Below are 22,659 nucleotides of genomic sequence, written 5' to 3' on the forward strand. Positions count from 1 at the left end.
AAACGATTAACTATTATTTTTATTTTGCAAAAAGAAAAATATAATTGTAAGGAGAGATACAATGAATAAAATTATGGAATCCATTGAAAGGTATTTACTACCTATTGCCTCAAAAATAGCTAATCAAAAATTCTTAATAGCTCTTAGAGACTCATTTATAGGTACTATGCCTGTTGTTATGACAGGGTCTATTGCACTTTTGTTAAATGCATTTTTAGTAGATGTACCTGGACAATTTGGAAATACTTTTATTCCAGAAACATTCAGTTGGTTTGTAGATATAAATAATTTAATATTTAAAGGAAGTTTAGCTATAGTATCGTTATTATTTATTTTTTCTTTGGGTGTAAATATAGCTAAGATTTATAATACAGACACACTATCATCTGGTATAGTTGCACTTTCAGCTTTTATAATAGCTATTGGCAATTCAATTACTAAAACTATTCAATTACCTGATGCTGATAGACAAGTATTATCAGGACTTTTTGAAGGTATTAAAGATATAGTTGTTGAAGGAAATAGTCTTTCTGTTACAGTTAGTGGTCTTATTTCAGGAAATCAGATTAATTCAAATGGATATTTTACTGCAATTCTTGTTGGGTTTATAGCTTGTGTTATTTATAGTAAATTAATGAAGAAGAATTGGACAATTAAATTACCTGATACAGTTCCACCGGCTATTGCAAAACCTTTTTTATCAATAATTCCTGGTTTTGTTGCATTATATGTTGTAGCTATATTAGTATATATATTTAATAGAATTACTGGAGAATTATTAATTGATTGGATATATAAAGTACTTCAAACTCCATTGTTAGGCCTATCACAAAGCTTTGTTGCAGTTATTCTTATAGCATTCTTAACGCAATTATTCTGGTTTTTTGGTATTCATGGTGGAAACGTTATGGCACCGATTATGGAAGGATTATTTGGAGTTACATTATTAGCTAATATGGAAGCTTTCCAAAACAATCAACCAATTCCATATTTATGGACAAGTGTATCATATGGATCGTTTGTATGGTATGGAACATTAGGTTTATTAATAGCAATATTCTGGCAATCTAGAAATAGTCACTATAGGGAGGTGGCAAAACTCGGAATAGCTCCGGTTCTATTTAATATAGGAGAACCTGTTATGTATGGGTTACCTACAGTAATGAACCCAATTTTATTTATACCATTTATATTATCGCCTACATTAATGGCAACAGTTTCATATTTGGCTACAAGCTTTGGATGGGTAGCACCAGTTACTCAGAATGTTACATGGGTTATGCCACCTGTATTATATGGTTTCTTCTCAACAGGCTTTGACTGGAGAGCAATTATATTATCATTAGTAAATTTAGCAATTTCTATAGTAGTTTACTTACCTTTTGTTAAAATGGCTAATAAGGAGAATGTTTAATGGCTAAGTTTCAAATAAGAGAAGAATTTTATTTAGATGATGTTAAATTTAAAATTCTATCTGGCGCTGTTCATTATTTTAGAATACATTATTCTCAATGGGAAGATACACTATTTAACTTAAAAGCACTTGGATTTAATACAGTTGAAACGTACATTCCTTGGAATATTCATGAACCATATGAAGGGAAATTTGATTTTCAAGGAATTAAAGATATAGAGAAGTTTATACAAACTGCTGAAAAGATAGGCTTATATGTTATTTTAAGGCCTACGCCATATATATGTGCTGAATGGGAATTTGGTGGACTTCCAGCATGGCTTTTAAAGGATAAGGAAATAAAGCTTAGAAGTTCAGATGATAGGTTTATTAATAAAGTAAGAAATTATTATAATGAATTACTGCCTAGATTAGTTAAGTATCAAGTAACTAAAGGCGGCCCTGTTTTAATGATGCAAGTTGAAAATGAATATGGTTCTTATGGTAATGAAAAGGAATATTTAAGAATTATAGCATCAATTATGAGGGAAAATGGTATAGATGTTCCGTTTTTTACTTCTGATGGTACATGGATTGAGGCATTAGAATCTGGATCATTAATTGAAGATGATATTTTTGTATCTGGAAATTTTGGATCTAAATCAAAAGAGAACTGTGAAGTGCTAAAGGATTATATGAGAGAAAATGGCAAAAGATGGCCTGTAATGTGTATGGAATATTGGGATGGATGGTTTAATAGATGGGGAGAAGATATCATACGAAGAGATGCAATTGATCTAGCTGAGGATGTAAAGGAAATGCTTGAAATAGGAAGTATTAATCTTTACATGTTTAGAGGTGGGACAAACTTTGGATTTATGAACGGGTGTTCTGCAAGAGGAAATAATGATTTACCACAAGTTACTTCTTATGATTATGATGCTATATTAACAGAGTGGGGAAATCCAAGTGATAAGTATTATGAATTGCAAAAAGTTATGAAATCTATATATCCTAATATAGAACTATTACCTCCAAGGGAAAGAGCATTAAAGAATTTTGGTAGTTATAAAGTAGATGGGGCAGCTAATCTTATGGCTATTGCTTCTGAAATATCAAAAGAAGTAAAGACAGCTTATCCTAAGGGAATGGAAGAGTTAGATTGTAACTATGGATATATGCTGTATAGAAGTAAAATAAAAAATTATCATCATGATGAAAAGATAAAGGTTATAGATGCTTCTGATAGATGCCATATATATATTGATGAAAAACTTATTGCTACTCAATATAAGGAGGAAATAGGAACAGAAATTGAATTTAGCAGTGAAAATGAAGTTATAAATATTGATATATTGGTTGAAAATTTAGGTAGAGTAAATTATGGACATAAGCTAAACAGCCCTACTCAAAGAAAAGGGATAAAGGGAGGGGTTATGATAAATAACCATTTCCATAGTGGTTGGGAACAGTATCCATTACTTTTTGATGAAGAAATGATTTCTAAAATTAAATTTAAGAAAAGTAATATAAATAAAGTAGATACACCAATGTTTTATCATTTTACAGTTGAGTTAGATAATATTTATGATACTTTTATAGATTGCTCCAAATATGGTAAAGGATGTATATTAATAAATGGTTTTAATATTGGAAGGTACTGGAGTAAGGGGCCTATACAATATTTATATGTGCCATCTGGTTTACTAAATGAGAAAAATGATATTGTTGTATTTGAAAGTGAAAATGTATTAATTAATACTCTTGAGTTTAGCCATAAGCCTATTTTTTGTGATAAATAAAAATTTTATGGAGCTGTATCACAATAATGAATTATTTTGATACAGCTCATTTAGTTATTTATTAAAATTATTTCAAACGAAATAATGAATAAGTGTTCAGTAAGACTATAGTGTTAAAAAGTAGTTTTATAGATCAATATTATTAGTAATTATTTAAATAATGCTCTATCTTTATAAATAAGATACCCTAAGAAAAACATAAAAATTAGACTTAAAATACTTCCTCTATAATCGGAGGCAGAAAAACCGTATATTGTAGAAAATATGCAAGTTATTCCGTATATAACTACACCTATTTTTTTACATTTAAGAATCAGTGCAAAAGAAAAAAGAATTATTATTGTTGAAATAGATGAAATAAATATTTCTAATTTAGAATAACCAATGATGGTATGGATATCACTATTAATAATTAGTGCTAATGGTGATATTAATAGCGTAATTATATAAATAACAATATAAAAAATTAAGACCCCACGTAATAATCCATTTAATTTTTTAACTTCTAAAGATTTGTTTTCTTTCATTATAGCCTCCTGATAATATGATTAACAACTATACAATATATTTCCATATAACAAAAAAAAATCCTCTTTTTAAAAATATAATTTTGAGAAAAAATAGAAAATAAGTTTACATAAATATATAAATGATCCTTAATAGTATTAATATTTAGAACGATTTTTATCAGCTTCAAATTCAAGATCAATAATCATTTTATTACAAGTAGGACATACAAAGGCTTGATTTTTAATACTTTTCCATTTAAAATAGCTATCTCTTTTTAAGTATATATAGCTAGGTTTAGAATTAGGATGATTTGATTCCCAAGTATTTGCATAACGATAACCAATTAAAGATCCATCTACCATAGGATTAGTGCAATATGGACATTTCATAATATCACCTCATATAATCAATTATTTAAAAAACGCAAAAACACAGTAAATGAAGATAATTTATTTCATTAAAGTTGAATACGTTAAATATATTTTCGTAATAAAAATATACTTTGATTAGATTGAATCTCAGATATATTAGTCTTAAAATTATCTTTACTTATAGTAGAAATTAGAAAGCTAGTATAAGGATAATGATACATATTGTGTTAAAATAAAATAAGATAGTTTATTTAATCTAATTTGAAGGTGATTATATGGGAAAAGCAAGATTTATAAGAAAAATGAATTGTACTCATTTACCTAATAAATATTTAATATTTGAAAATAATAAAAAGATATTATTAGAGGATGGTGTGACAGAAGTTGAATTAAGACCTGGATATCATACTGTATATGTTAAGGAACGTAAGCTATGCAGTCCTTTAATAGAATTTGAAATAATGGAAGATGAGACTATTGAATTTGAAGTAGGATATACTATTAGTGACTTAAGAGTATTATTTGATATATGGGCAGCTATATTTAAAAGACATAACTATATGTATATAAAAAAGAGGGTTTAGAATTTTGTTTATAGTTGACTCTATGGAAGAAAATAGGTATAATTTAAAAAGCAATAATATTTTTACAGAAGGAAGAAAACAAAATGACTAATAATATAAACTTAACTAATACAGTAAAAGTAAATAAGTATTATTTTAGCTATTATAGTTAGGTTTGTATTTGTGATAGATATTAATATTCATCATAGATACAGGCCGAATTGTTTGTATCTATGATGGCTAATTTTTGTTGTTTTTAAGCCACATAGATGATTACTATGTGGCTTTTTCAATCCTAAAAAGTAAGAAGCCATGTAGTGTATGCTATGTGGCTTTTCTGTATATAAACAAAAGAAAGAGGGATTGTAATGAGAAAAAGAATGGATGTTTTAATTATAGGATTTATGCTATTTGCTAACTTTTTTGGGGCAGGAAATTTAATATTTCCACCATTTTTAGGAGCAACTTCAGGTAGTAATTGGTTAACTAGTTTTGTAGGATTTATTGTGGCAGATATAGGAATAATACTTTTATCTATTTATGCCATTGCAAAGGCAGGATCATACCAAAATATCGCTAGTCGTGCAGGTAAAAGGTTTGGTATTTCAATTGAACTTATTATGATGCTTTGTTTAGGACCAATACTTGTTATTCCTAGAACTAGCGCTACAACTTTTGAGCTAAGTATAGCACCTATATTTGGTGATTTTAATAAAGTTATATTTTCAATTATTTTCTTTACTCTAGTATTTTTACTAACAATGAGACCATCTAAGACTGTAAACATTATTGGAAAATACTTAACTCCAGTACTTTTAGTTACATTATTTGTTCTAATTGTGAAGGGTATAATTTCTCCACTTGGAGATATAAAAACAGATATAAATTCAGAAAGTTTATTTGCCCATGGACTTACACAAGGATATCAAACAATGGATGCCTTAGGAATGGGTGGAGTAGTTGCCTTTATAATAGCCTCATTTAAAAGTAGGGGATACAGTGATAAAAAGGAAGTGGCTAGTCTTACTATTAAGGCTTCTTTAATAGCTGGAATTGGATTAATAATTGTATATGGTGGACTAGCGTTCTTAGGAGCAACTATGTCTAATAGTTACAATGGATTAATGTCTCAAACAGAGCTATTATCTAGTATAACTAGAGGTTTATTAGGAAACTTAGGAACTATATTATTAGGTATAATTGTTGCCTGTGCATGTTTTACAACTGCAGCAAGTTTAACATCAATTACCGCTAAATACTTTTCAGATTTAACAAAGAATAAAATTAAATATGAGTATTTAGTAATGGGGATATGCATATACAGTACAATAATGTCCAACCTAGGGGTTGATAGGATAATAGCTATTGCAGTGCCAATACTTACAGTTTTATATCCTGTTGCTATCATTTTAGTTTTACTTAGTTCTATGCCAAAAATATTTACTACTGATAGCATGTTCAAGGGAGCAGCTTATACCACACTTGTTATTAGTACATTAACTGTTATAGATAGCTTTGGTATTAGTATAGGTTTTATACACAAGCTTCCTTTTAATAATCTAGGGTTTAATTGGATTATACCTGCATTAATTGGTGCATTTATAGCTAAGCTAATATCAAATATAACTTCTAAGGTTATATATAATGATTAAAGGAGGTGATTATTTCACCTCCTTTATTAATCTTCAAAAATTTGTATGTAACCCATCTTAAACATTTCAAATTGATAAAATTCTTTACTAGCTTCATAAAGTTTCAATAATTTCATATCCTCCATAGATTCTACAGGATAACCTAAAGAGCTTAATAATTCCCTAAAAAGTTTATAACTAATATGATCAGCTGACTTTTTAGTATTAACTTGATATTCATATAAATTACTTTTTTTTAATAAGTTAGAGTCTGATGCTGAAATTGAATAATCTTTATCAATTATGTCACTAAGACTTACATTAAATTCTTTACAAATCTTTTGAGCTACAGTCATGGAAGGCATTCTAGTACCTTTTTCATAATTAGATAAAGAGGGTCTAGATATACCTATTCTATCTGCAAATTCTTGTTGGGTTAAATTTAACTCAAATCTAAGTTTTCTTATTTTGTTATTAATATCCATAAAAACACCTCACAATTGGAATTATATACAAAATGTGTAAAAAAGTAAACGATAAGTAGAGATAAATAACAAAATAGTTAATAAATTTTACAAATTGTAAAATAATGGTTGACAACTAGTGTTATTAGTAGATATACTTTTTGTAAAGAATATTAACAAAATATGTAAAAACTATTAACTTTTATAAGGAGGGAATGATGAATTTAAAGGTTGCAAGGGTCATTAAAGGGTTTACTCAAGAGAGATTGGCAGAAAAGTCTGGGGTATGTCGAACAATTATTTCAAGGCTTGAACAAAATAAGGGGGATAACATAAAAAATGATACTAAAAATAAAATTGCAGATGCTCTGAATTTTACTGTTGATGAATTATTTAATAAAGATGATGAGGGATAATCAGAGGGGGAGGAATGAATTTCAAAATTCTACAATCTTATATAAATTTCTGTGAAGTAAAGAAATTAGATGCATCTTGGGAAGGCTTAATTGAATTTAAAAATAAATTTTTTGAGGGAGTAAGGCTTACCATGGATTTAAAATGGATAAAGTTAAGTACAAGTATATTTCATGATGAAAAGATGAGGCTAATAGAAGCAATGCAAGAAAATGATACTATAATTTGCATTTGGATTAGGTTACTGATTCAAGCAGCAAGGACTAATGCTAGTGGTTTAATTTTTTTATCAGAAGGAAAACCTTACACAGAAGAAATGTTAGCTATTATATTTAATAGACCAATAAGCTCAGTTAGGTTAGGTGTGGGGACGCTGAGAAACTTAGGTATGATAGATATTGACAAAAATAATATTATAAGAATTGTTAACTGGGAAAAATATCAAAATATAGAGGGCATGGAGAGAGTTAGAGAGCAAACTAGAAAAAGGGTAGCAAAATGTAGAACTAAAAAGAAAAATGAAGAGAGTATAAATGACCTAATGGAAAGTAACGTTACAGTAACTAAAGAGAAAGAAGAAGAAGATAATAGATATATAAATATATCTATTAAGAAGAAGAATGAAGATATAGATAGGAAAAGTATAGAATTAGTGTCTTACTATGAAAAGCTTTTAGGGAAAGTTGGAGTTCTAAATTTATCATCAATAAGATTAGCTTTAAACATGTATGATTTTAAATATGTGAAAATGGCAATTGATAAGGCTATTGAAGCAGATAAGATTACTATGGGGTATATAAATGGTATTCTTAAAAACTGGGCAAGAGAAGGGTACCCAAAGGAGAAGAGAGTTAGTGATGGAGGGGAGTTTAGTGGATTTAAACCAAATGAGCCAGAAGTTTTGTCAGAGAATGAGAGAGGAAGAGCAGAAGACCTTATATAAGTGTGAAAAGTGTCATGATAGAGGGTGGATTATAATTCCTAGGGAACATGCCCAAGCCTTGTTTGTGAGATGTGAATGTCAAAATGTTAATAAGGTAAAGGGACAGTGGAAGGAATCAGGAATTAAAGTTGACATGTGCAAGTATACATTTAGTAACTATAAGGTGTGGAATGATTTTTCTAGAAAAGCTAAGGATAGTGCATCTTCATATTATGTAAAATTTGAGGTTATAAGATATTCAAGGCATAACAGCATTATATTTTGTGGTCAAGTAGGCTCTGGAAAAACTCATTTAGCTGTTGCACTAAGCTTGAATCTCCTTGAGAGTGGGTTAAATGTTGTGTATTTGCCTTACAGAGATGTGGTTACTTCAATAAAGCAGAATATGTTAGATGGAGATTATTATGCAAATATTATTAATAGATATCAGGTTTGTGATGTACTTCTTATAGATGATCTCTTTAAAGGGAAGATAAATGAGAGTGATATTAACATAATGTTTGAGATTATAAACTACAGGTATTATAACTGTTTGCCAATTATAGTTTCTACGGAGTTTACTGTAGACAAGCTCCTATCTGTTGATGAAGGGGTTGGCTCTAGAATATATGAAATGTGTAAGAGGTATGTGGTGGAGATACCTAAAAAGATTGAGAATAACTATAGGTTGAGATAGGTAAGAAGAGTTAATAAAGATAAAAAAGGGAAGAAGGGACAAGCAGTGCTTCGCACAGTTTAGGTAAGAAGGTAAAAAGGGGTGGACAAGCAGTGGGGATAATAAGTGGAACGTGTGGCTAAGCTTGGGATATACTAATGAACTTAGAGTTTAGTGAGGCCAAGCATTGAGTATAAGGATGTGGTAAGTTTGAATGGAGAGGATGAGAAGAGGATTAAGAGGTTGGAGATTGCCCTTAGTGGATATGCTAATAGGAATTTGATTTTGGCTATGGAGAATAAGAAGTTAATGGAAGAGAATTATGGGCTTAAGAAAGTGCTTAGGATATTTGAAGAGAGGGTTATTGAGAATGGGTGAAGAAGCTCTATGTAGGGCTTCTTTTTTGATGAGACTTGGAGCATAGTGACGGAACAAGCAAAATAAATATCCACCATACCTTTTTGTTTTTGAGATAATATGTGGAAAGTACGACATAAATCAGCTTTGAAAACTAAATAATATAGTATTGGAAAAGATGATATAATAGTATTAAGTTACAGACAGATAAATTAGAATTTTGGGAGGTGCAGAAATGTTTGAGGATATAAAGAATAGCAGTAATTGGGAAACTATTGAAAAGGTCTCAAGGGGGTGGTCAAGTGATAGTAAATATTTGATTAAAACAAAAGAAGGAAAGTTATTATTGCTTAGAATATCCGATGTAGAACAGTATAATGTAAAGAAAAAAGAATATGAGATTATAGCAAAATATTCAAAACTTGGCTTTTCCATGTCCTTACCAATTGATTTCGGAATTTGCAATAACGGAAAAAATGTATATATGTTACTTACTTGGATTGAAGGCAAAGATTTAGAAGAAGTATTATCTGACTTGACAGAAAACGAACAGTATCAGCTTGGCAGAGAGGCAGGAAAGATTTTGAAAAAAATACATTCAATAGAGGTTAATGTAGATGACATACCAAAAGATACAAAGAAAACAAAGAAATTGTTACAGTTATCACGATATGAGGAGTCACAAGTTCGAATTGATGGTGATGAGATTGCAATTAACTATGTAAAGGAAAACATTGACCTAATATGGAAACAGAAACCTGTATATATGCATGGGGACTATCATCCAGGAAATCTTATTTATACAAATGATGGTTCAATTGGTGTGATTGATTTTAATCGTTGGGAAATCGGAGACCCTTATGAAGAATTCTATAAGCTTGAAAGTTTTGGAATTGAAAATAGCATTCCGTATTGTATTGGACAAATAGATGCTTATTTTGATGACCGAATTCCTGAGGATTTTTGGATTACACTTGCAGTTTATGTTGCGCATGCTTCTTTATATTCTATTAAGTGGGCAGAGAAATTTGGGCAAGAAGAAATCAATGGAATGGTAGCGAGATGTCGTATGGCATTTGATGACTACGCCGATTTTCAGATGTACCTACCAAAGTGGTATACAGATAAGTATAAAAATAGTAGTCAGTTATAACTTGACGATAAATACGTAACTGGTTTAAGTAAGCAAAAAAGGTATTTGGCAGATTAACAAATTCCAGTTTGTTGATTAGCATATTGAAGAGATAAATAGAAAAAGCCGAAAATATAATAAAGATACTGTATTATTCAAAAATGAATTTACAGTATTTTTTTATGTCGCAATTCTAAGAAAGTGCAATCTATGTAGAAATTACGAATTAATTGGAAAGTTTATAAAATCTAGTAAAAGAATATTTTTATAAGTTTTTCAGGGTTTAGAGAAAATAGACACTCTGAATAGAGTAGATTTGAACCTATTTTAATAGTTATATTTTGTATTAAGTCAAGTTTATGGATAATAAAATACAGAAAGCATCAAAAAAGTTATTTTTTCACAAATATTACAGAAAATAATTGAATAAAAATTCTGAATATTGTAAAATTAAGGTGAATATTAAGTTCAAAAATACTTAAAAGGGGGACCCAAAATGAAAATCAAACAAATTTTATCGGCACTTTTAGTAATTGCATTAACATCTACTGGTGTTACAGTAGGAGTAAATGCAATTGAAAGTAAGTATGATGGAAAACACCAGCTTAACGTTACAAATGAAAAAAACTCAGATGAACTTAAGAGAAAAATAGTAGGATACTTTCCAGAATGGGCTTATTCAAGTGAAGCTCAAGGATACTTTAATGCAACAGACCTACAGTGGGACTCTATAACTCATATCCAATATTCCTTTGCAATGGTTGATCCATCCACTAATAAAATTACATTAGGGGACAAGCATGCTGCAATTGAAGAGGATTTTGCAGGATATGACCTAAGCTATAAGGGGAAGAAAGTAGAATTAGATACTTCCTTACCTTATAAAGGACATTTTAATGTTTTACAAACTATGAAGAAAAGTTATCCAGACGTAGATCTATTAATTTCTGTTGGTGGTTGGGCAGGAACAAGAGGTTTTTATACTATGCTAGATACAGATGCAGGAATAAACACCTTTGCTGATTCATGTGTTGAATTCATAAGACAATATGGATTTGATGGAGTAGATATTGATTTTGAATATCCTTCAGCTACAAGCCAATCAGGAAATCCAGATGATTTTGATCTTTCAGAACCAAGAAGATCAAAGCTTAACGAAAGATATAATATCTTAATAAAAACTTTAAGAGAAAAGATAGATGAAGCAGCTAAAGCAGATGGAAAAGATTATTTGTTAACTGCTGCTGTTACAGCATCTCCTTGGGTATTAGGTGGTGTAAGTGATAATTCTTATGCAAAATACCTAGATTTCTTAAGTGTAATGTCTTATGACTATCATGGTGGTTGGAATGAGTTTGTTGAGCACTTAGCTGGTATATATCCAAATGCAGAAGATAGAGAAACAGTAGCTCAAATAATGCCAACCTTATGTATGGATTGGGCATACAGATACTACAGAGGCGTTTTACCTTCTGAAAAAATCTTAATGGGTATTCCATACTACACAAGAGGATGGGAAAATGTTCAAGGTGGTACTAATGGCCTTCATGGAACAAGTAAAACTCCAGCATCAGGAAAATACAATATATGGGGAGATGACCTTGATGGTGATGGTAATTTAGAACCAGCAGGAGCAAATCCATTATGGCACGTATTAAATCTTATGGAAAATGATCCCGATTTAAAAGTATATTGGGATGATACTTCTAAGGTGCCATATGTTTGGCAAAATAATGAAAAGGTATTCTTATCCTTTGAAAACGAAAAATCTATAGATGCAAGATTAGATTATATTAAAGACAAAAATCTTGGTGGAGCATTAATTTGGGTAATGAATGGTGACTATGGCTTAAATCCAAATTATGTAGAAGGTTCAACAGATGTTAATGAAGGAAAGTATACATTTGGTGATACCTTAACAAAGAGGTTAAGTGAAGGATTAACAAAGATGGGTGACTGTGCAAAATCACCTGAAGATTCTAATTCATCTCTAGAACCTATTAATGTAGATGTTAATCTTACAGGTAATTATGATCATCCAAACTACACTTATTCTTTAAATATAACTAATCATACTGGTGAAGAAATTAAGGGAGGATGGACTGTATCCTTTGATTTACCAAAGTCTGCAGTATATAAGTCTTCATGGGGAGGCACATATAGTGTTAAAGATAATGGTGATTTTAACACTATTACATTAACTTCAGGAGCTTGGCAAAACATTTCCCCAGGGGCAACAGTTACAATACAAGGTATGATTGGATTATGTTTCTCAGGGGTAAGAAATATTACGTTTAATGGAATGAATCCTGTAGGAATTTAATAATTAAAAAATAATTATGGGGGGAGAAAATATGGTGAAAAGAAAGTTAAAAAAGAACTTAAAAACTTTTGTTGCATTTAGTGCTATTACTGCTTTATTGTTAACTAATGGTATTCCAACTAATGCATTAGCTAAGTATTCCGATACAACTGAGGTTACTTCACAAGCTACTACAGGGTTACGTAATGTAATGTATTATGGTGATTGGTCTATTTGGGGAGGACAAGGTAATTTCTATCCAAAGGATATACCAGCAGATAAATTAACACATTTAAATTTTGCTTTTATGGATTTTAATGCTTCAGGTGAGTTGATTTATTGTGATAAAGATGCAGCTATAGGACATCCATTAGGAAACGCAGGTGTAACTTATGGTGATGTTAATGGTGGTATCTTAAATGCATTCCAAGTATTAAGAGCAGAAAATCCTAACTTAAAGATAGGTGTATCTTTAGGTGGATGGTCTAAGTCTGGAGACTTCTCAACAATAGCTGCAAATGCTTCAACAAGAGCTAAGTTTGTAGAAAACGTTATGAAGTTTATTAAATATACAAATATGGATTTTGTTGATTTAGACTGGGAGTATCCTGGTGACTATAGAGAGCCTGATAAGACTGATAATACAAACGATGAAGGAACACCAAATGCAAGTCCACAAGACAAGGATAATTACATCTTGTTATTACAAGATTTAAAGAATGCCTTAAATAAACAAGGTAAAGAGCTTGGAAAAACTTATGAATTATCTGTAGCATTACCAGCAGGAGTATCTAAAATAGAGGTTGGTATAGATGTTGATAAGTTATTTGATATAGTAGATTTTGCTAATATAATGACTTATGATATGGCAGGAGCTTGGAGTACAACAAGCGGTCATCAAACTGCATTATATGCTAATCCTAATGCACCAGAAGAGTATAAAGGATTATCAGTAAATGAATGTGTTAATTATTATATATCTCAAGGTGCAGAAAGACAAAAAATAGTTATTGGAGCAGCATATTATACACGTGGATGGGAACAAGTTTCAGATAAGGGCGTTGACCCAAATAATCCAGGACTTTTTGGAGAAGCTGCAGTAGTTAATAAGAATGCAGACCTTACACCAACACCAGGAGCACTTAATGAAGCTCCATTGAAGAATGGTGAAGGTGGAAGAGCTGGTGGAGTATGGGGATACAATGCCCTAGATAAGTTAAAGGCTAAGTACACTGGATTAAAAGAGTACTGGGATGATAGTGCTAAGGCTCCATATTTATATAACCCAGAAACAGGTGCATTCTTTACTTACGATAATGTAAGGTCAATTCAAGAAAAAGCTAAGTATGTTAAAGAAAATAATCTTGGTGGTATGATTGCTTGGATGGCATCACAAGATGCAACTACAACTTCTACTAAGAGAGATGAATTAACAAATGCTACTAAGGAAGCTCTGTTTGGAAAAGAAGATTTACCTAAGTATGAAGTAAAATATAATAATAATGATATAAGTTGTACAGTAACTCCAGGAACTCAATCATGGGGAACAGGAGGCGTTTTAAAGATGTCTATAACTAATAATGAAAAGCTAAGTGAGTCAGGTGAAGTATTGTCAAGTGTAGAAGTAGCAGCAAAAACGGTTAAGAATATGAAAGTTTATATTAAGACTGATGGGGTAGCTATTACAGGGTCACAATATCCAGCAGGACCAGTTTCAAAAGTAGGAGATTATTATGTTGTAGATTTTGGAGAAGTATATGATGGTAAGCTTATGAAACCAGGTACAACTTTTAATTTTGAGTTGAATCTTGATAAAGCTATTGAAGATACTAGTAGCATTATAAGTGTTGAAGTATCGCAAAGAATGTATCAAACATCTCCTGAAATTATGAGACAAACAATTTGGGAGAACACAAATTTATAATAGTACAGTATTAATCTAAAAAAGGTAGTGAGTTGATTCACTATCTTTTTTAAAATTATTAAAAAGATAAAATATAAAAGTGAAAGCATCTATTAGCTGTATTATTAATTTGCGCAGCATTTTTAGTATATTTCATTGTAATAAATCCATTTGGCGAACATGATATAATGCTTGCACTAGCTGTTACAGCAGGTTTTATTGCATTGGGAGATAATAAAGTTGGAAAAGATAAATCCTAGTTTTTTTAAAAATGTATAGATCAGTTATAAAATTTAAATTAGCCATAACTTAAAGGTATTGTTATAATTTCATATTAAAAAATATAAAGTCAAGGATAATAATTTTATAATTTCCTTATCTTTAGTATGAGTGGGGGGATATTTGTTTCCATGTGACTTGGAGCGTAGCGATGGAACAAATAAAATAAATATCCACTCCACCTTTTTTATTTCAAGCAGTTGAATAGTCTGAATAGCCTTTTGGAAAAACTGATGTAAAAATAACACTACTTAATGATAGAAAGAAAAAGTAGAAACTTTAATGCAGGAGATATTTATAAATTATTATTAATATTCTATTTTTAGTATATTATTATATCTGAAATGGAGGTTTGATTTATATGAAGCATAAATTTTTGGGACAAGTAACTAATTTTTTTGTATTTATATTAGGGGTAATTTTATTATTGACTTTATAAATTAATAAGTATTTAAAAATTAGTGTTTATATAAAGTCTTAAAGGACCATATAAGTAAGTAGATTGTTAGAAAGAGCTTAGGAGATTCTAATCTTTTTTATTTTAGATAAAATCTAATAATATGGGAGATAGTTGTAATAAAGAAGAACAGTCATTAGGTTTTTGCGTTTGTGTATTATATATTGTTGTTAATACTCAGATAGGTGTTAATTACTTAATAAGTGTTGGAAATAGCGTTAAAGCAATGACTCCATTATTAGATTAAGAGGGGAAGTAGTAGTTGATAGATAAATAAGAATTTGGGAGGAAATTTTATGAAATTATATCATTATTCAGTAGATTCGTATAATGGTGATAAAAGTTTAAAAAATGATTTTGCAGGACATTATAGGTTTGTGGAACCTTTTATTTTGGCTCTAAGAGAAAATATTTCAGTATTTAAAGCAACTTATTATGCATGTATGTATTTTTCTCGTGAACTTTGTGATTTAAAATTGAGAAAACATGAGAACTTTAGAAAAGATGCTGTTGAAGCAATATTTGAATATGTAAGACAAACAGAGTTTGCTGAACATTCATGTAGCAGATTAAACTGTGTTTATTATTGTGATTCCAAACAAGAGGCTATCCAATATGCACTTGATGATTGCATCAACTGTGGTGATTTTACTAAGGAACAAGTAAAACTATTAGAAGTTGAAGTTCAAGAAAATAGGATATTTCGCTATGACCAGAATATCTATAATAGGGCAATAAACGTTATGAAAGAAAATGATTTTGAAGGAGTATTTGCTTTGGCTAGAGCTTACTTTAAGTTTGAAAGAACTGAAGAATCACTTATAGAAATTCTTTGTGATAGCCAAAACACCGTGTTGCAGATTATTGAGTATTAAAACACATAGTTTGAGTAGCATACAAATTCAGCTTATTATCTGATTGTAAGTAAGAAGGCTAGTAGCCATAATACGAATAAACTAAAATTGTAAATTCCATTAGATTTTGAGTAAGAATCCTTAATATATTACTAAGATAAAATTAAATATAAATTAGTAAGAATACCGTACTATTCAAATTGAATATGCGGTATTTTTATATACAAATACTAAGATGGTACAAGCTATTTATATATTGTGAACTAAACGATATTTGAAAATTGAATAATACAGTACTTACAAAAAATGTTATTATATATGTGTATTTAATTAGCTAATAATAGTATTAAAATTAAAGTTCAGGGGTGAAATTTTTACACTTACTGATTTTGAAGTGTGAATTATTTTGTGAGTCAAATAAATAGTAGGTAAATATTATGGAGGAGCAGAAAATGAAAAAGAAAGTGAACGTTTTATTTGTTATTGCAATTTCTATTTTAATTTGCATAGTAATTTCATTTATACCAAAAGTAAAAATGTATTCACATAGATACAAATGTAAACAAGAGTTATATAAAGTTAAGACAACAATAGATACAACTGATGTTACTTTTAAAGCATTAGAACTATTTGAAAGTGATCTTGAGAATAATGAAATTTTTATTGCTGGAGAATCGCATGGTTCTGTAAAATCTATTGATATGAATCTATATCTATTGAAATATTTTGTAGAAAGAGGAAATATTAAATATATATTATATGAAGATGGTTATGCTAGTGCGCAGTATTTAAATATTTACTTAGATACTGGAGATGAATCAATACTGGAAGATTTATTTTATAAAATAAGAGGAACTATGAGTTACACCATGGAAAACTATAATTTTTTGAAAGGTGTCTATGAGTATAATGTAACATTAGAAGAAGAAAAAAAATTAAGGTTTATTGGTATAGATAAAGAAAATCCACTTGTAGCAATAAAGTACATTAGGTCATTACTTCCAACAGCTGAACCTACAGACGATATAACAGAAGAATTTATTTCTGTAATAAAAGAGCTTTCTAAAAGTACCTATATTGATAAATCAAAAGAATCAATTCAGTTATTAAGTGATGGAGAAAAGGAAATAGAAAAATACTTAGGGAAACACTATTTTGACTTGACATTTACATTGAAAAATTTAGCTGTTAGTGAAGGTCAATTAGATAGAGAAGAATTGTTGATTAATAATTTTATTGAATTATATGAGTACTTGCCTAAAGGAAAATTCTTTGGTCAATTTGGAGGTGCCCATACTAATCTAAGTCCTAATACAAAATCATTAGCAGCATATTTACAAAATAATTATGAAAAAACAAAGGATAAGGTTATTAGTATAAACTATGAATATAACAATAGTCATAGTTACATACCACAAGGATTGAATGTAGACTCTAAATTAACTGAGCGTATAGATTCATATTTCTTTCCAGATGATAAGTCCACTGTTTTATTAAAATTAAACTATGAAGATAGCATTTATAATAAAAAGGATATATATTTAAATGATAACAATCCACAAATAAAATATTTTCAATACATAATATTAATTAGTGATTCTCAAGCTGCTAATAAGTATTATATGAATTAAATATTAATTATTTTAAATATCGCAGTATTCAAATTGAATATGCGATATTTTTTGTAGATAATATGTAGAAAGTGAGAGCTAAGTGTTCTTTGAAAATTGAATAGTACGGTATTTACAAAATATGCTATAATAGACTCATAAGTATGATTTGATCTGGATAAATTGGAGTTTAAAGGAAAGATATATATGAAAAAAATATTATTAATTATATCTATTTTTATACTGTGTCTGCTAATATTAACAGGTTGCTTAAACATGAAATCTCAACCAGCTACAGATAAATCTTCAAATGATCTACCTGAATTAAATGGAGATTACGCATATTTGCGTGTGGAAGTAATTTCAAAAGATCCTGAAACCAAAATGATTCAAGTTAAAATTGTTGATTTTGGTTCTGTTTCTGGTGTAAACATAGGGGATGTTCCAGTAGGCTCAGAAGGTAAATTAGATTGCTTAGGTTTATTCACAATTGGAGGAATTAAAGAAGGTGCTGAATGGATTATCTCATATAAAGATGAAAAACAAAGCAATTTGCCTTTGTATATATACTCCATAGAAAATATAGATTATTTTAATGAACGGTTATTGAAAAAATAAAGTACCTAGTAGAATTCTCATAAATATATCTTCATTATTAATCGGAATCCTATGGATTGATATAAGAAAAACTTAAATTAAACTGAAATTTGAAGCTCATTATATGGTATAATTGATTTGTAATTGACTATGCTGTTTAACAATATAAAGGAGAGTTATTATGATTTTATTGTTTTCTCTTGGGTGTATTATTGCAACGATATTTATTGTTTACAACATTATGTGCTACAAAAATAAAAAAACTATTTATATGTTAAGTGATAAGTATGCTATTCTAAATTCTCATTATTATACTATACAATTAATTTTGGGATTATGTAATTCATTCTTATTACTTATTTTTTACATTACATGGTATATATTTAGTAAAAATGAATTCTTATTTATTATTTTGACTCCAATAATTTTTTGGGGATTAAACTACATTTTAGAATTTTATTCTAGAAAAAAAGGATATATAGGTGATAAAGAAGAATCATAATAATTAAGAAAATAAAAATATATTTATAGAAATACCGTATTATTTAATGTTGAATATGCGGTATTTTTTAGTGTGCTATTCTAAGATAATACGAAGTATTTAAATAACAAGATCCAGTGCTCCATAGCACTGGATCTTGTTATTTACTAAAGATACTTTTTAATAAAAAAGAGTTTATTCTTCAGAATCTATTTTTTATCTCGAAACATTAAGTTTCTTAAAATTAGTTCTTAATAAAGTTGGTATAAGTATATCTTTCTGTTACAATATGCTTTATAGAAATAAGTATAATTTCGTTATTTGAATCATAAAACTTTTTTTTAACACATAATAAGGGATGATTAATTTCTATATCTAATTTATTACTTAATTCTTGTGATGCAGACTCGATTATATAATTTTCTTCTACTCTATTTATCTTTATCTCCATTTTATCTAGCAGATCATCAATACTATTAACTTCTAAAGAACTTTTATCAATACTATTAAATTTATTATCTAAAAAGTAATAATCTACTAAAATTGATTTTTTATCGTTTATTATTACTAAGTATTGCATAAGTAAAGCTTTCATTTCTTCAGCTAAACTTGTTATATCTTTATCAAAAATTGACGTCATCCCAAACATAATTAATATATATTCATATAAATTATAATATAGCTTTTCTAATATGTTTCTCTCATCAACTTCAATAAATGAATTTGAGGATACTTTTTTTAAATCTGATACAAAAGATCCTTTTCCTTGTAATCGATATATAAAGCCGTCTTTTTCTAATTCAGCCATTGCAAGCCTCACTGTTGTTCTGCTAACAGAGTACATATCACAAATTTCTTTTTCTGATGGTATTTTATCATTTTCCTTCATATTTTCTTTAATTTGTTTTTTTAAAGTTTTAACTAATTGAAGATATAAAGGAAGTTTATTTTCACTACTAAGCAAACTCAGCACCTCTACTTAATTTATTATAATATCAATATTATTTGTTTGTATATTTAAAATGAGGGGATAAATAATCCCCCCCATTTATTATAGCTTATAAATCTATATCATCCAAATTAAAACTATCTACATCATTAGTTTTATTTTGTTCCATTAAAAGTTTAGATCTATCGTCTATTTTAAAGAATGGATAGTAAATTAATACATCTATTGCTATGGTTATGATTTGTATTATTGCACCACTTATGGAACCCCCTGTTGCCAAATATCCTGCGATAATTGGAGGGGTAGTCCATGGAATTACAGCTCCAATTGGTTTGTGTACAAATCCAAAATCCATTGCAAAATACGTAATAATAGCTGTAATAACAGGTGCTAAGATAAAAGGTATAACCATTTTTAAGTTCATTATAATAGGATTACCAAATAATACTGGTTCGGCAATTTGAAAACTTACTGGAGCTAAGGACATTTTCCCTAATGCTTTATTTTCTTTACTCTTTGACTTAAAGAATAGCAATAGTGCTAAAGCAAAAAGACATCCAGCCCCTCCCATAAATACAAAGTTATATAAAAATTCATATGTTATAATATTTGGTAATTCTTGTCCAGCCTGATATGCTATACGATTAATATCAGAATTCTGAAGAAGTAGAGGTTCTATTATAGGCGCAGTAACTTGAGCTCCATGAATACCAAACATCCAGAAAAAACACTGTACAAATATAACAAATATTATTCCTGGAAGTGTACTACCTAATACACCTAATAATGCTCCAATTGTATCTGCTATTAAATCATGAATATTATCAATTCCAAATGCATTAAGCCCTAATAATACTAGTAACCAAAAAACTATAACTGCTAATCCTGGTATAATGGATGAAAATGCTTTACTTACATTTGGTGGAACTGAGTCTGGCATTTTGATCATAATATTACGAACAACAAACCATCTGAAAACTTCTGTACTTATTATTGCAACAAATATTCCAACGAAAAGCCCTGAACTTCCCAAGTATTTTATTGGGAATCCTGTCCCAGATTCACCTGTTATAACTGGTGTTAATAATATAAATGAAGAAAGAGATATTAATCCTGCTGATATTGTATTTAATTTATAATAGTTTGCTAAATTATAAGCAGCTGTAAAAGTTACGGCAAATCCCAATATTCCAAAAGTAGCATCACTAGCCTTATTTAAAATTGCCTGTAAACCTATTGAGTTTAAAAAATCAGTAAATGGTTTATATGGAAATTGTGCAATTAACATAAATATAGAACCAATTATAATTAATGGCATAACGGTAGTCATAGCATCTCTTAATGCAATCAAATGTCTTTGCGACGTAAATTTACCAGCAAAAATTTGGATTTTACTTTCAAAACTGGCTTTATTCCTCATTAATCTCACCTCATAATCAACGAATATTAGACCTGGATAACATTATTAGTTGATGTCTTCTTCCTCTGATAGCTTGTCCTAATGCAAATATGTTTTCTGGTAAACATATCCCATTAAATGAATCTCCTATATGTTGTAAATCAGCTCCACAAGCTTTTGATACTAAACCAATTTTTTTAATTGTTTCAATATCAGCAGAATCTTGACTAGTACCATTAGCAGTCATAACTAAAATTTTATCTTCAATTGATTTGCCTTTATTAAATTCTTTTACTAAAGTTACAATTTCATATAAATCTTTTTCTCTAAAATATGGAACTGTATATGGTGCTGGAACTAGTAGTATATCGATTCCTTCGTTTATAAATTCCTTAGCAATATCAACATTCATAACTGGTTCATCAACACCTGCTCCATGCATTTTACCTGCAATAATTAATCCGCTATAATATTTTTTTGCCATTTTTATAGACTCTTTAATTGCTGAGTTAGATACTCCTGTTCCTGGATTTCCTGTCAAGCATATAAAACTAAAACCATACTTATCTGCTAGTTCTAACGTCTTAGGGGATACTATACGACCAATTGAAATTTCTGAACGATTTTCATTCATTTTTGCATTATAGTCAACTGGTTCTAGATTAATACCAATAGGTCTTGCTATTGCTTGTTTTACCCAAGTAATTTGTTCATCTGTTTTTATATTATTAGGTACACCTGCTATTTTAGGTTCAAATAAATCTAAGGCATTGAACATTATTAAATCAGCTCCAGCAGCTCTTTCAATTTCAGCGTTAGTAACTCCATTTAGAAAGCATCCTCCAGTTGGAACGTTTTCTGCCATTATAGTTCTTCCTTCTGATGCTAAAATACTTTGTTTTAAATCAATTGGAGATACATTTAAAAAATCTTGTCCTCCATAATCTAGTAGTCTTTTTTTCATTTTATCACTCCTAATAAATACTATAATTATAAAAATGTTTAAACAAATACCTATTTTATTTAATGTCATCTATTTATTACTTTGTTTATATAAAGAGATTGCAGACTTTAATACCTTTTCTCCATCCATTTTTCCATAATCAATCATGTTAATAGCCATAATTGGTATTGGACTATATTTCTTTATAGTTTCATCTAATAAATATCTAACTTGTGGACCAAGCAGTATACAATCTGGATTTTCAGTTTTTACAATATCATCCATAACAGATATTGAAAAAGCTTTAATTTCAACTTTTAAGTTATTTTCATTGGCGCAATTTTGCATCTTTTTTGCAAGCATACTTGTGGACATACCTGCACTACAAAACAAGTAAAATTTTTTCATTTTTTATCTTCCTTTCTAATGTATATATTTGAACTTGTTATAACAAGTTCGGATTTATATTTTTTATTATAATCGTTTTCAGGTCTTTGTCAACGAATTTTTTGTTAAATTATTATATTTTATTACAAATATATCAAGTTTGTTTGTAGAAATCCTTCTACTTGTTATAACAATAATGCTATAAAAATGGAAGGGATATTAAGTGATTATATCAAGGAAATATAAAAAATATAGCTTTAAAA

Annotated in this window: 23 protein-coding genes; 16 read left to right on the forward strand and 7 right to left on the reverse strand. The window is 29.1% G+C overall.

Going from position 1 to position 22,659, the window contains the following annotated elements:
- Positions 1 to 61: 61 nt before the first annotated feature.
- Both DR024_RS09885 and DR024_RS09890 read left to right on the forward strand, forming a co-directional pair.
- Positions 62 to 1,414 (forward strand): PTS sugar transporter subunit IIC, encoded by a 1,353-nt coding sequence (locus tag DR024_RS09885; protein WP_111918666.1) that lies wholly within the window; start codon positions 62 to 64, stop codon positions 1,412 to 1,414.
- Positions 1,414 to 3,195, forward strand: coding sequence for a glycoside hydrolase family 35 protein (locus DR024_RS09890; protein WP_111918668.1), 1,782 nt, complete (start codon positions 1,414 to 1,416; stop codon positions 3,193 to 3,195). The genes DR024_RS09885 and DR024_RS09890 overlap by 1 nt, the downstream gene beginning before the upstream one ends.
- A gap of 149 nt (positions 3,196 to 3,344) precedes the next feature.
- Here the strand turns inward: DR024_RS09890 and DR024_RS09895 are convergent, their stop codons facing one another.
- On the reverse strand, positions 3,345 to 3,722 hold the full coding sequence (locus DR024_RS09895) for a hypothetical protein (protein ID WP_055183708.1): 378 nt from the start codon (positions 3,720 to 3,722) through the stop codon (positions 3,345 to 3,347).
- Between the two features lie 138 nt (positions 3,723 to 3,860).
- Complete coding sequence (locus tag DR024_RS09900) at positions 3,861 to 4,094, reverse strand: PF20097 family protein (RefSeq protein ID WP_055183709.1); 234 nt, start codon at positions 4,092 to 4,094, stop codon at positions 3,861 to 3,863.
- Between the two features lie 257 nt (positions 4,095 to 4,351).
- On the opposite strand from DR024_RS09900, the gene DR024_RS09905 reads away from it, so the two are divergent.
- Positions 4,352 to 4,660 (forward strand): hypothetical protein, encoded by a 309-nt coding sequence (locus tag DR024_RS09905; RefSeq protein WP_034866857.1) that lies wholly within the window; start codon positions 4,352 to 4,354, stop codon positions 4,658 to 4,660.
- A 347-nt stretch (positions 4,661 to 5,007) separates the two neighbouring features.
- Positions 5,008 to 6,291 (forward strand): branched-chain amino acid transport system II carrier protein, encoded by a 1,284-nt coding sequence (gene brnQ, locus DR024_RS09910; RefSeq protein WP_055183710.1) that lies wholly within the window; start codon positions 5,008 to 5,010, stop codon positions 6,289 to 6,291.
- A gap of 26 nt (positions 6,292 to 6,317) precedes the next feature.
- Here brnQ and DR024_RS09915 read toward each other — a convergent pair whose 3' ends face one another.
- The gene (locus tag DR024_RS09915) at positions 6,318 to 6,755 is read right to left on the reverse strand and encodes a helix-turn-helix transcriptional regulator (protein ID WP_111918670.1); all 438 of its coding nucleotides are present in this window, start codon (positions 6,753 to 6,755) and stop codon (positions 6,318 to 6,320) included.
- A 197-nt stretch (positions 6,756 to 6,952) separates the two neighbouring features.
- On the opposite strand from DR024_RS09915, the gene DR024_RS09920 reads away from it, so the two are divergent.
- From DR024_RS09920 to DR024_RS09965, 12 genes are all read left to right on the forward strand, one after another.
- Complete coding sequence (locus DR024_RS09920; RefSeq protein ID WP_055183711.1) at positions 6,953 to 7,150, forward strand: helix-turn-helix domain-containing protein; 198 nt, start codon at positions 6,953 to 6,955, stop codon at positions 7,148 to 7,150.
- A 14-nt stretch (positions 7,151 to 7,164) separates the two neighbouring features.
- Complete coding sequence (locus tag DR024_RS09925; protein WP_242868041.1) at positions 7,165 to 8,091, forward strand: phage replisome organizer N-terminal domain-containing protein; 927 nt, start codon at positions 7,165 to 7,167, stop codon at positions 8,089 to 8,091.
- Entirely contained in the window at positions 8,036 to 8,767 is a 732-nt protein-coding gene (locus DR024_RS09930) for an ATP-binding protein (RefSeq protein WP_242868042.1), read from the forward strand. Before DR024_RS09925 ends, DR024_RS09930 begins: the two co-directional genes overlap by 56 nt.
- Before the next feature lie 189 nt (positions 8,768 to 8,956).
- Positions 8,957 to 9,124 (forward strand): hypothetical protein, encoded by a 168-nt coding sequence (locus DR024_RS17720; protein ID WP_156333956.1) that lies wholly within the window; start codon positions 8,957 to 8,959, stop codon positions 9,122 to 9,124.
- Between the two features lie 199 nt (positions 9,125 to 9,323).
- A complete protein-coding gene (locus DR024_RS09935) occupies positions 9,324 to 10,256 on the forward strand; it encodes an aminoglycoside phosphotransferase family protein (protein WP_242859671.1) in 933 nt (310 codons plus the stop codon).
- 475 nt (positions 10,257 to 10,731) lie between these two features.
- Entirely contained in the window at positions 10,732 to 12,558 is a 1,827-nt protein-coding gene (locus DR024_RS09940; RefSeq protein ID WP_111918672.1) for a glycosyl hydrolase family 18 protein, read from the forward strand.
- A 31-nt stretch (positions 12,559 to 12,589) separates the two neighbouring features.
- Positions 12,590 to 14,461 carry a glycoside hydrolase family 18 protein gene (locus DR024_RS09945; protein WP_111918674.1) on the forward strand — a complete coding sequence of 624 codons (1,872 nt, stop codon included), beginning with the start codon at positions 12,590 to 12,592 and terminating at the stop codon, positions 14,459 to 14,461.
- An 818-nt stretch (positions 14,462 to 15,279) separates the two neighbouring features.
- Positions 15,280 to 15,423, forward strand: coding sequence for a DUF6440 family protein (locus DR024_RS17725; RefSeq protein WP_167539555.1), 144 nt, complete (start codon positions 15,280 to 15,282; stop codon positions 15,421 to 15,423).
- Between the two features lie 49 nt (positions 15,424 to 15,472).
- Positions 15,473 to 16,051 (forward strand): hypothetical protein, encoded by a 579-nt coding sequence (locus DR024_RS09950; RefSeq protein ID WP_027098087.1) that lies wholly within the window; start codon positions 15,473 to 15,475, stop codon positions 16,049 to 16,051.
- A gap of 431 nt (positions 16,052 to 16,482) precedes the next feature.
- Positions 16,483 to 17,661, forward strand: coding sequence for a TraB/GumN family protein (locus DR024_RS09955; RefSeq protein ID WP_111918676.1), 1,179 nt, complete (start codon positions 16,483 to 16,485; stop codon positions 17,659 to 17,661).
- Positions 17,662 to 17,916: 255 nt separating this feature from the next.
- Positions 17,917 to 18,258, forward strand: coding sequence for a hypothetical protein (locus tag DR024_RS09960; RefSeq protein ID WP_055183716.1), 342 nt, complete (start codon positions 17,917 to 17,919; stop codon positions 18,256 to 18,258).
- A gap of 160 nt (positions 18,259 to 18,418) precedes the next feature.
- Complete coding sequence (locus DR024_RS09965) at positions 18,419 to 18,739, forward strand: hypothetical protein (RefSeq protein ID WP_055255047.1); 321 nt, start codon at positions 18,419 to 18,421, stop codon at positions 18,737 to 18,739.
- A 223-nt stretch (positions 18,740 to 18,962) separates the two neighbouring features.
- On the opposite strand, the gene DR024_RS18145 is transcribed toward DR024_RS09965, so the two are convergent.
- From DR024_RS18145 to DR024_RS09985, 4 genes are all read right to left on the reverse strand, one after another.
- Entirely contained in the window at positions 18,963 to 19,682 is a 720-nt protein-coding gene (locus DR024_RS18145; protein WP_027098082.1) for a GntR family transcriptional regulator, read from the reverse strand.
- 94 nt (positions 19,683 to 19,776) lie between these two features.
- Positions 19,777 to 21,087, reverse strand: a complete 1,311-nt coding sequence (locus DR024_RS09975; RefSeq protein WP_027098081.1) for a PTS sugar transporter subunit IIC — start codon at positions 21,085 to 21,087, stop codon at positions 19,777 to 19,779.
- 16 nt (positions 21,088 to 21,103) lie between these two features.
- Positions 21,104 to 22,030, reverse strand: coding sequence for a DUF7916 family protein (locus DR024_RS09980; protein ID WP_027098080.1), 927 nt, complete (start codon positions 22,028 to 22,030; stop codon positions 21,104 to 21,106).
- A gap of 69 nt (positions 22,031 to 22,099) precedes the next feature.
- A complete protein-coding gene (locus DR024_RS09985; protein ID WP_027098079.1) occupies positions 22,100 to 22,417 on the reverse strand; it encodes a PTS sugar transporter subunit IIB in 318 nt (105 codons plus the stop codon).
- Between the last annotated feature and the right edge of the window lie 242 nt (positions 22,418 to 22,659).

The sequence above is a fragment of the Clostridium paraputrificum genome (genome assembly GCF_900447045.1).
Taxonomy (GTDB): domain Bacteria; phylum Bacillota; class Clostridia; order Clostridiales; family Clostridiaceae; genus Clostridium; species Clostridium paraputrificum.

What these genes read in the sequence shown, in the direction of transcription:
- DR024_RS09905 (WP_034866857.1), top strand. Translation starts at nt 4,352, where the DNA reads ATGGGAAAAGCAAGATTTATAAGAAAAATGAATTGTACTCATTTACCT.
- DR024_RS09885 (WP_111918666.1), top strand. Translation starts at nt 62, where the DNA reads ATGAATAAAATTATGGAATCCATTGAAAGGTATTTACTACCTATTGCC.
- DR024_RS09975 (WP_027098081.1), bottom strand. Translation starts at nt 21,087, where the DNA reads ATGAGGAATAAAGCCAGTTTTGAAAGTAAAATCCAAATTTTTGCTGGT.
- DR024_RS17725 (WP_167539555.1), top strand. Translation starts at nt 15,280, where the DNA reads ATGGGAGATAGTTGTAATAAAGAAGAACAGTCATTAGGTTTTTGCGTT.
- DR024_RS09960 (WP_055183716.1), top strand. Translation starts at nt 17,917, where the DNA reads ATGAAATCTCAACCAGCTACAGATAAATCTTCAAATGATCTACCTGAA.
- brnQ (WP_055183710.1), top strand. Translation starts at nt 5,008, where the DNA reads ATGAGAAAAAGAATGGATGTTTTAATTATAGGATTTATGCTATTTGCT.
- DR024_RS09945 (WP_111918674.1), top strand. Translation starts at nt 12,590, where the DNA reads ATGGTGAAAAGAAAGTTAAAAAAGAACTTAAAAACTTTTGTTGCATTT.
- DR024_RS09900 (WP_055183709.1), bottom strand. Translation starts at nt 4,094, where the DNA reads ATGAAATGTCCATATTGCACTAATCCTATGGTAGATGGATCTTTAATT.
- DR024_RS09985 (WP_027098079.1), bottom strand. Translation starts at nt 22,417, where the DNA reads ATGAAAAAATTTTACTTGTTTTGTAGTGCAGGTATGTCCACAAGTATG.
- DR024_RS09895 (WP_055183708.1), bottom strand. Translation starts at nt 3,722, where the DNA reads ATGAAAGAAAACAAATCTTTAGAAGTTAAAAAATTAAATGGATTATTA.
- DR024_RS09915 (WP_111918670.1), bottom strand. Translation starts at nt 6,755, where the DNA reads ATGGATATTAATAACAAAATAAGAAAACTTAGATTTGAGTTAAATTTA.
- DR024_RS09930 (WP_242868042.1), top strand. Translation starts at nt 8,036, where the DNA reads ATGAGCCAGAAGTTTTGTCAGAGAATGAGAGAGGAAGAGCAGAAGACC.
- DR024_RS09940 (WP_111918672.1), top strand. Translation starts at nt 10,732, where the DNA reads ATGAAAATCAAACAAATTTTATCGGCACTTTTAGTAATTGCATTAACA.
- DR024_RS09965 (WP_055255047.1), top strand. Translation starts at nt 18,419, where the DNA reads ATGATTTTATTGTTTTCTCTTGGGTGTATTATTGCAACGATATTTATT.
- DR024_RS09920 (WP_055183711.1), top strand. Translation starts at nt 6,953, where the DNA reads ATGAATTTAAAGGTTGCAAGGGTCATTAAAGGGTTTACTCAAGAGAGA.
- DR024_RS09980 (WP_027098080.1), bottom strand. Translation starts at nt 22,030, where the DNA reads ATGAAAAAAAGACTACTAGATTATGGAGGACAAGATTTTTTAAATGTA.
- DR024_RS09955 (WP_111918676.1), top strand. Translation starts at nt 16,483, where the DNA reads ATGAAAAAGAAAGTGAACGTTTTATTTGTTATTGCAATTTCTATTTTA.
- DR024_RS09890 (WP_111918668.1), top strand. Translation starts at nt 1,414, where the DNA reads ATGGCTAAGTTTCAAATAAGAGAAGAATTTTATTTAGATGATGTTAAA.
- DR024_RS09950 (WP_027098087.1), top strand. Translation starts at nt 15,473, where the DNA reads ATGAAATTATATCATTATTCAGTAGATTCGTATAATGGTGATAAAAGT.
- DR024_RS09925 (WP_242868041.1), top strand. Translation starts at nt 7,165, where the DNA reads ATGAATTTCAAAATTCTACAATCTTATATAAATTTCTGTGAAGTAAAG.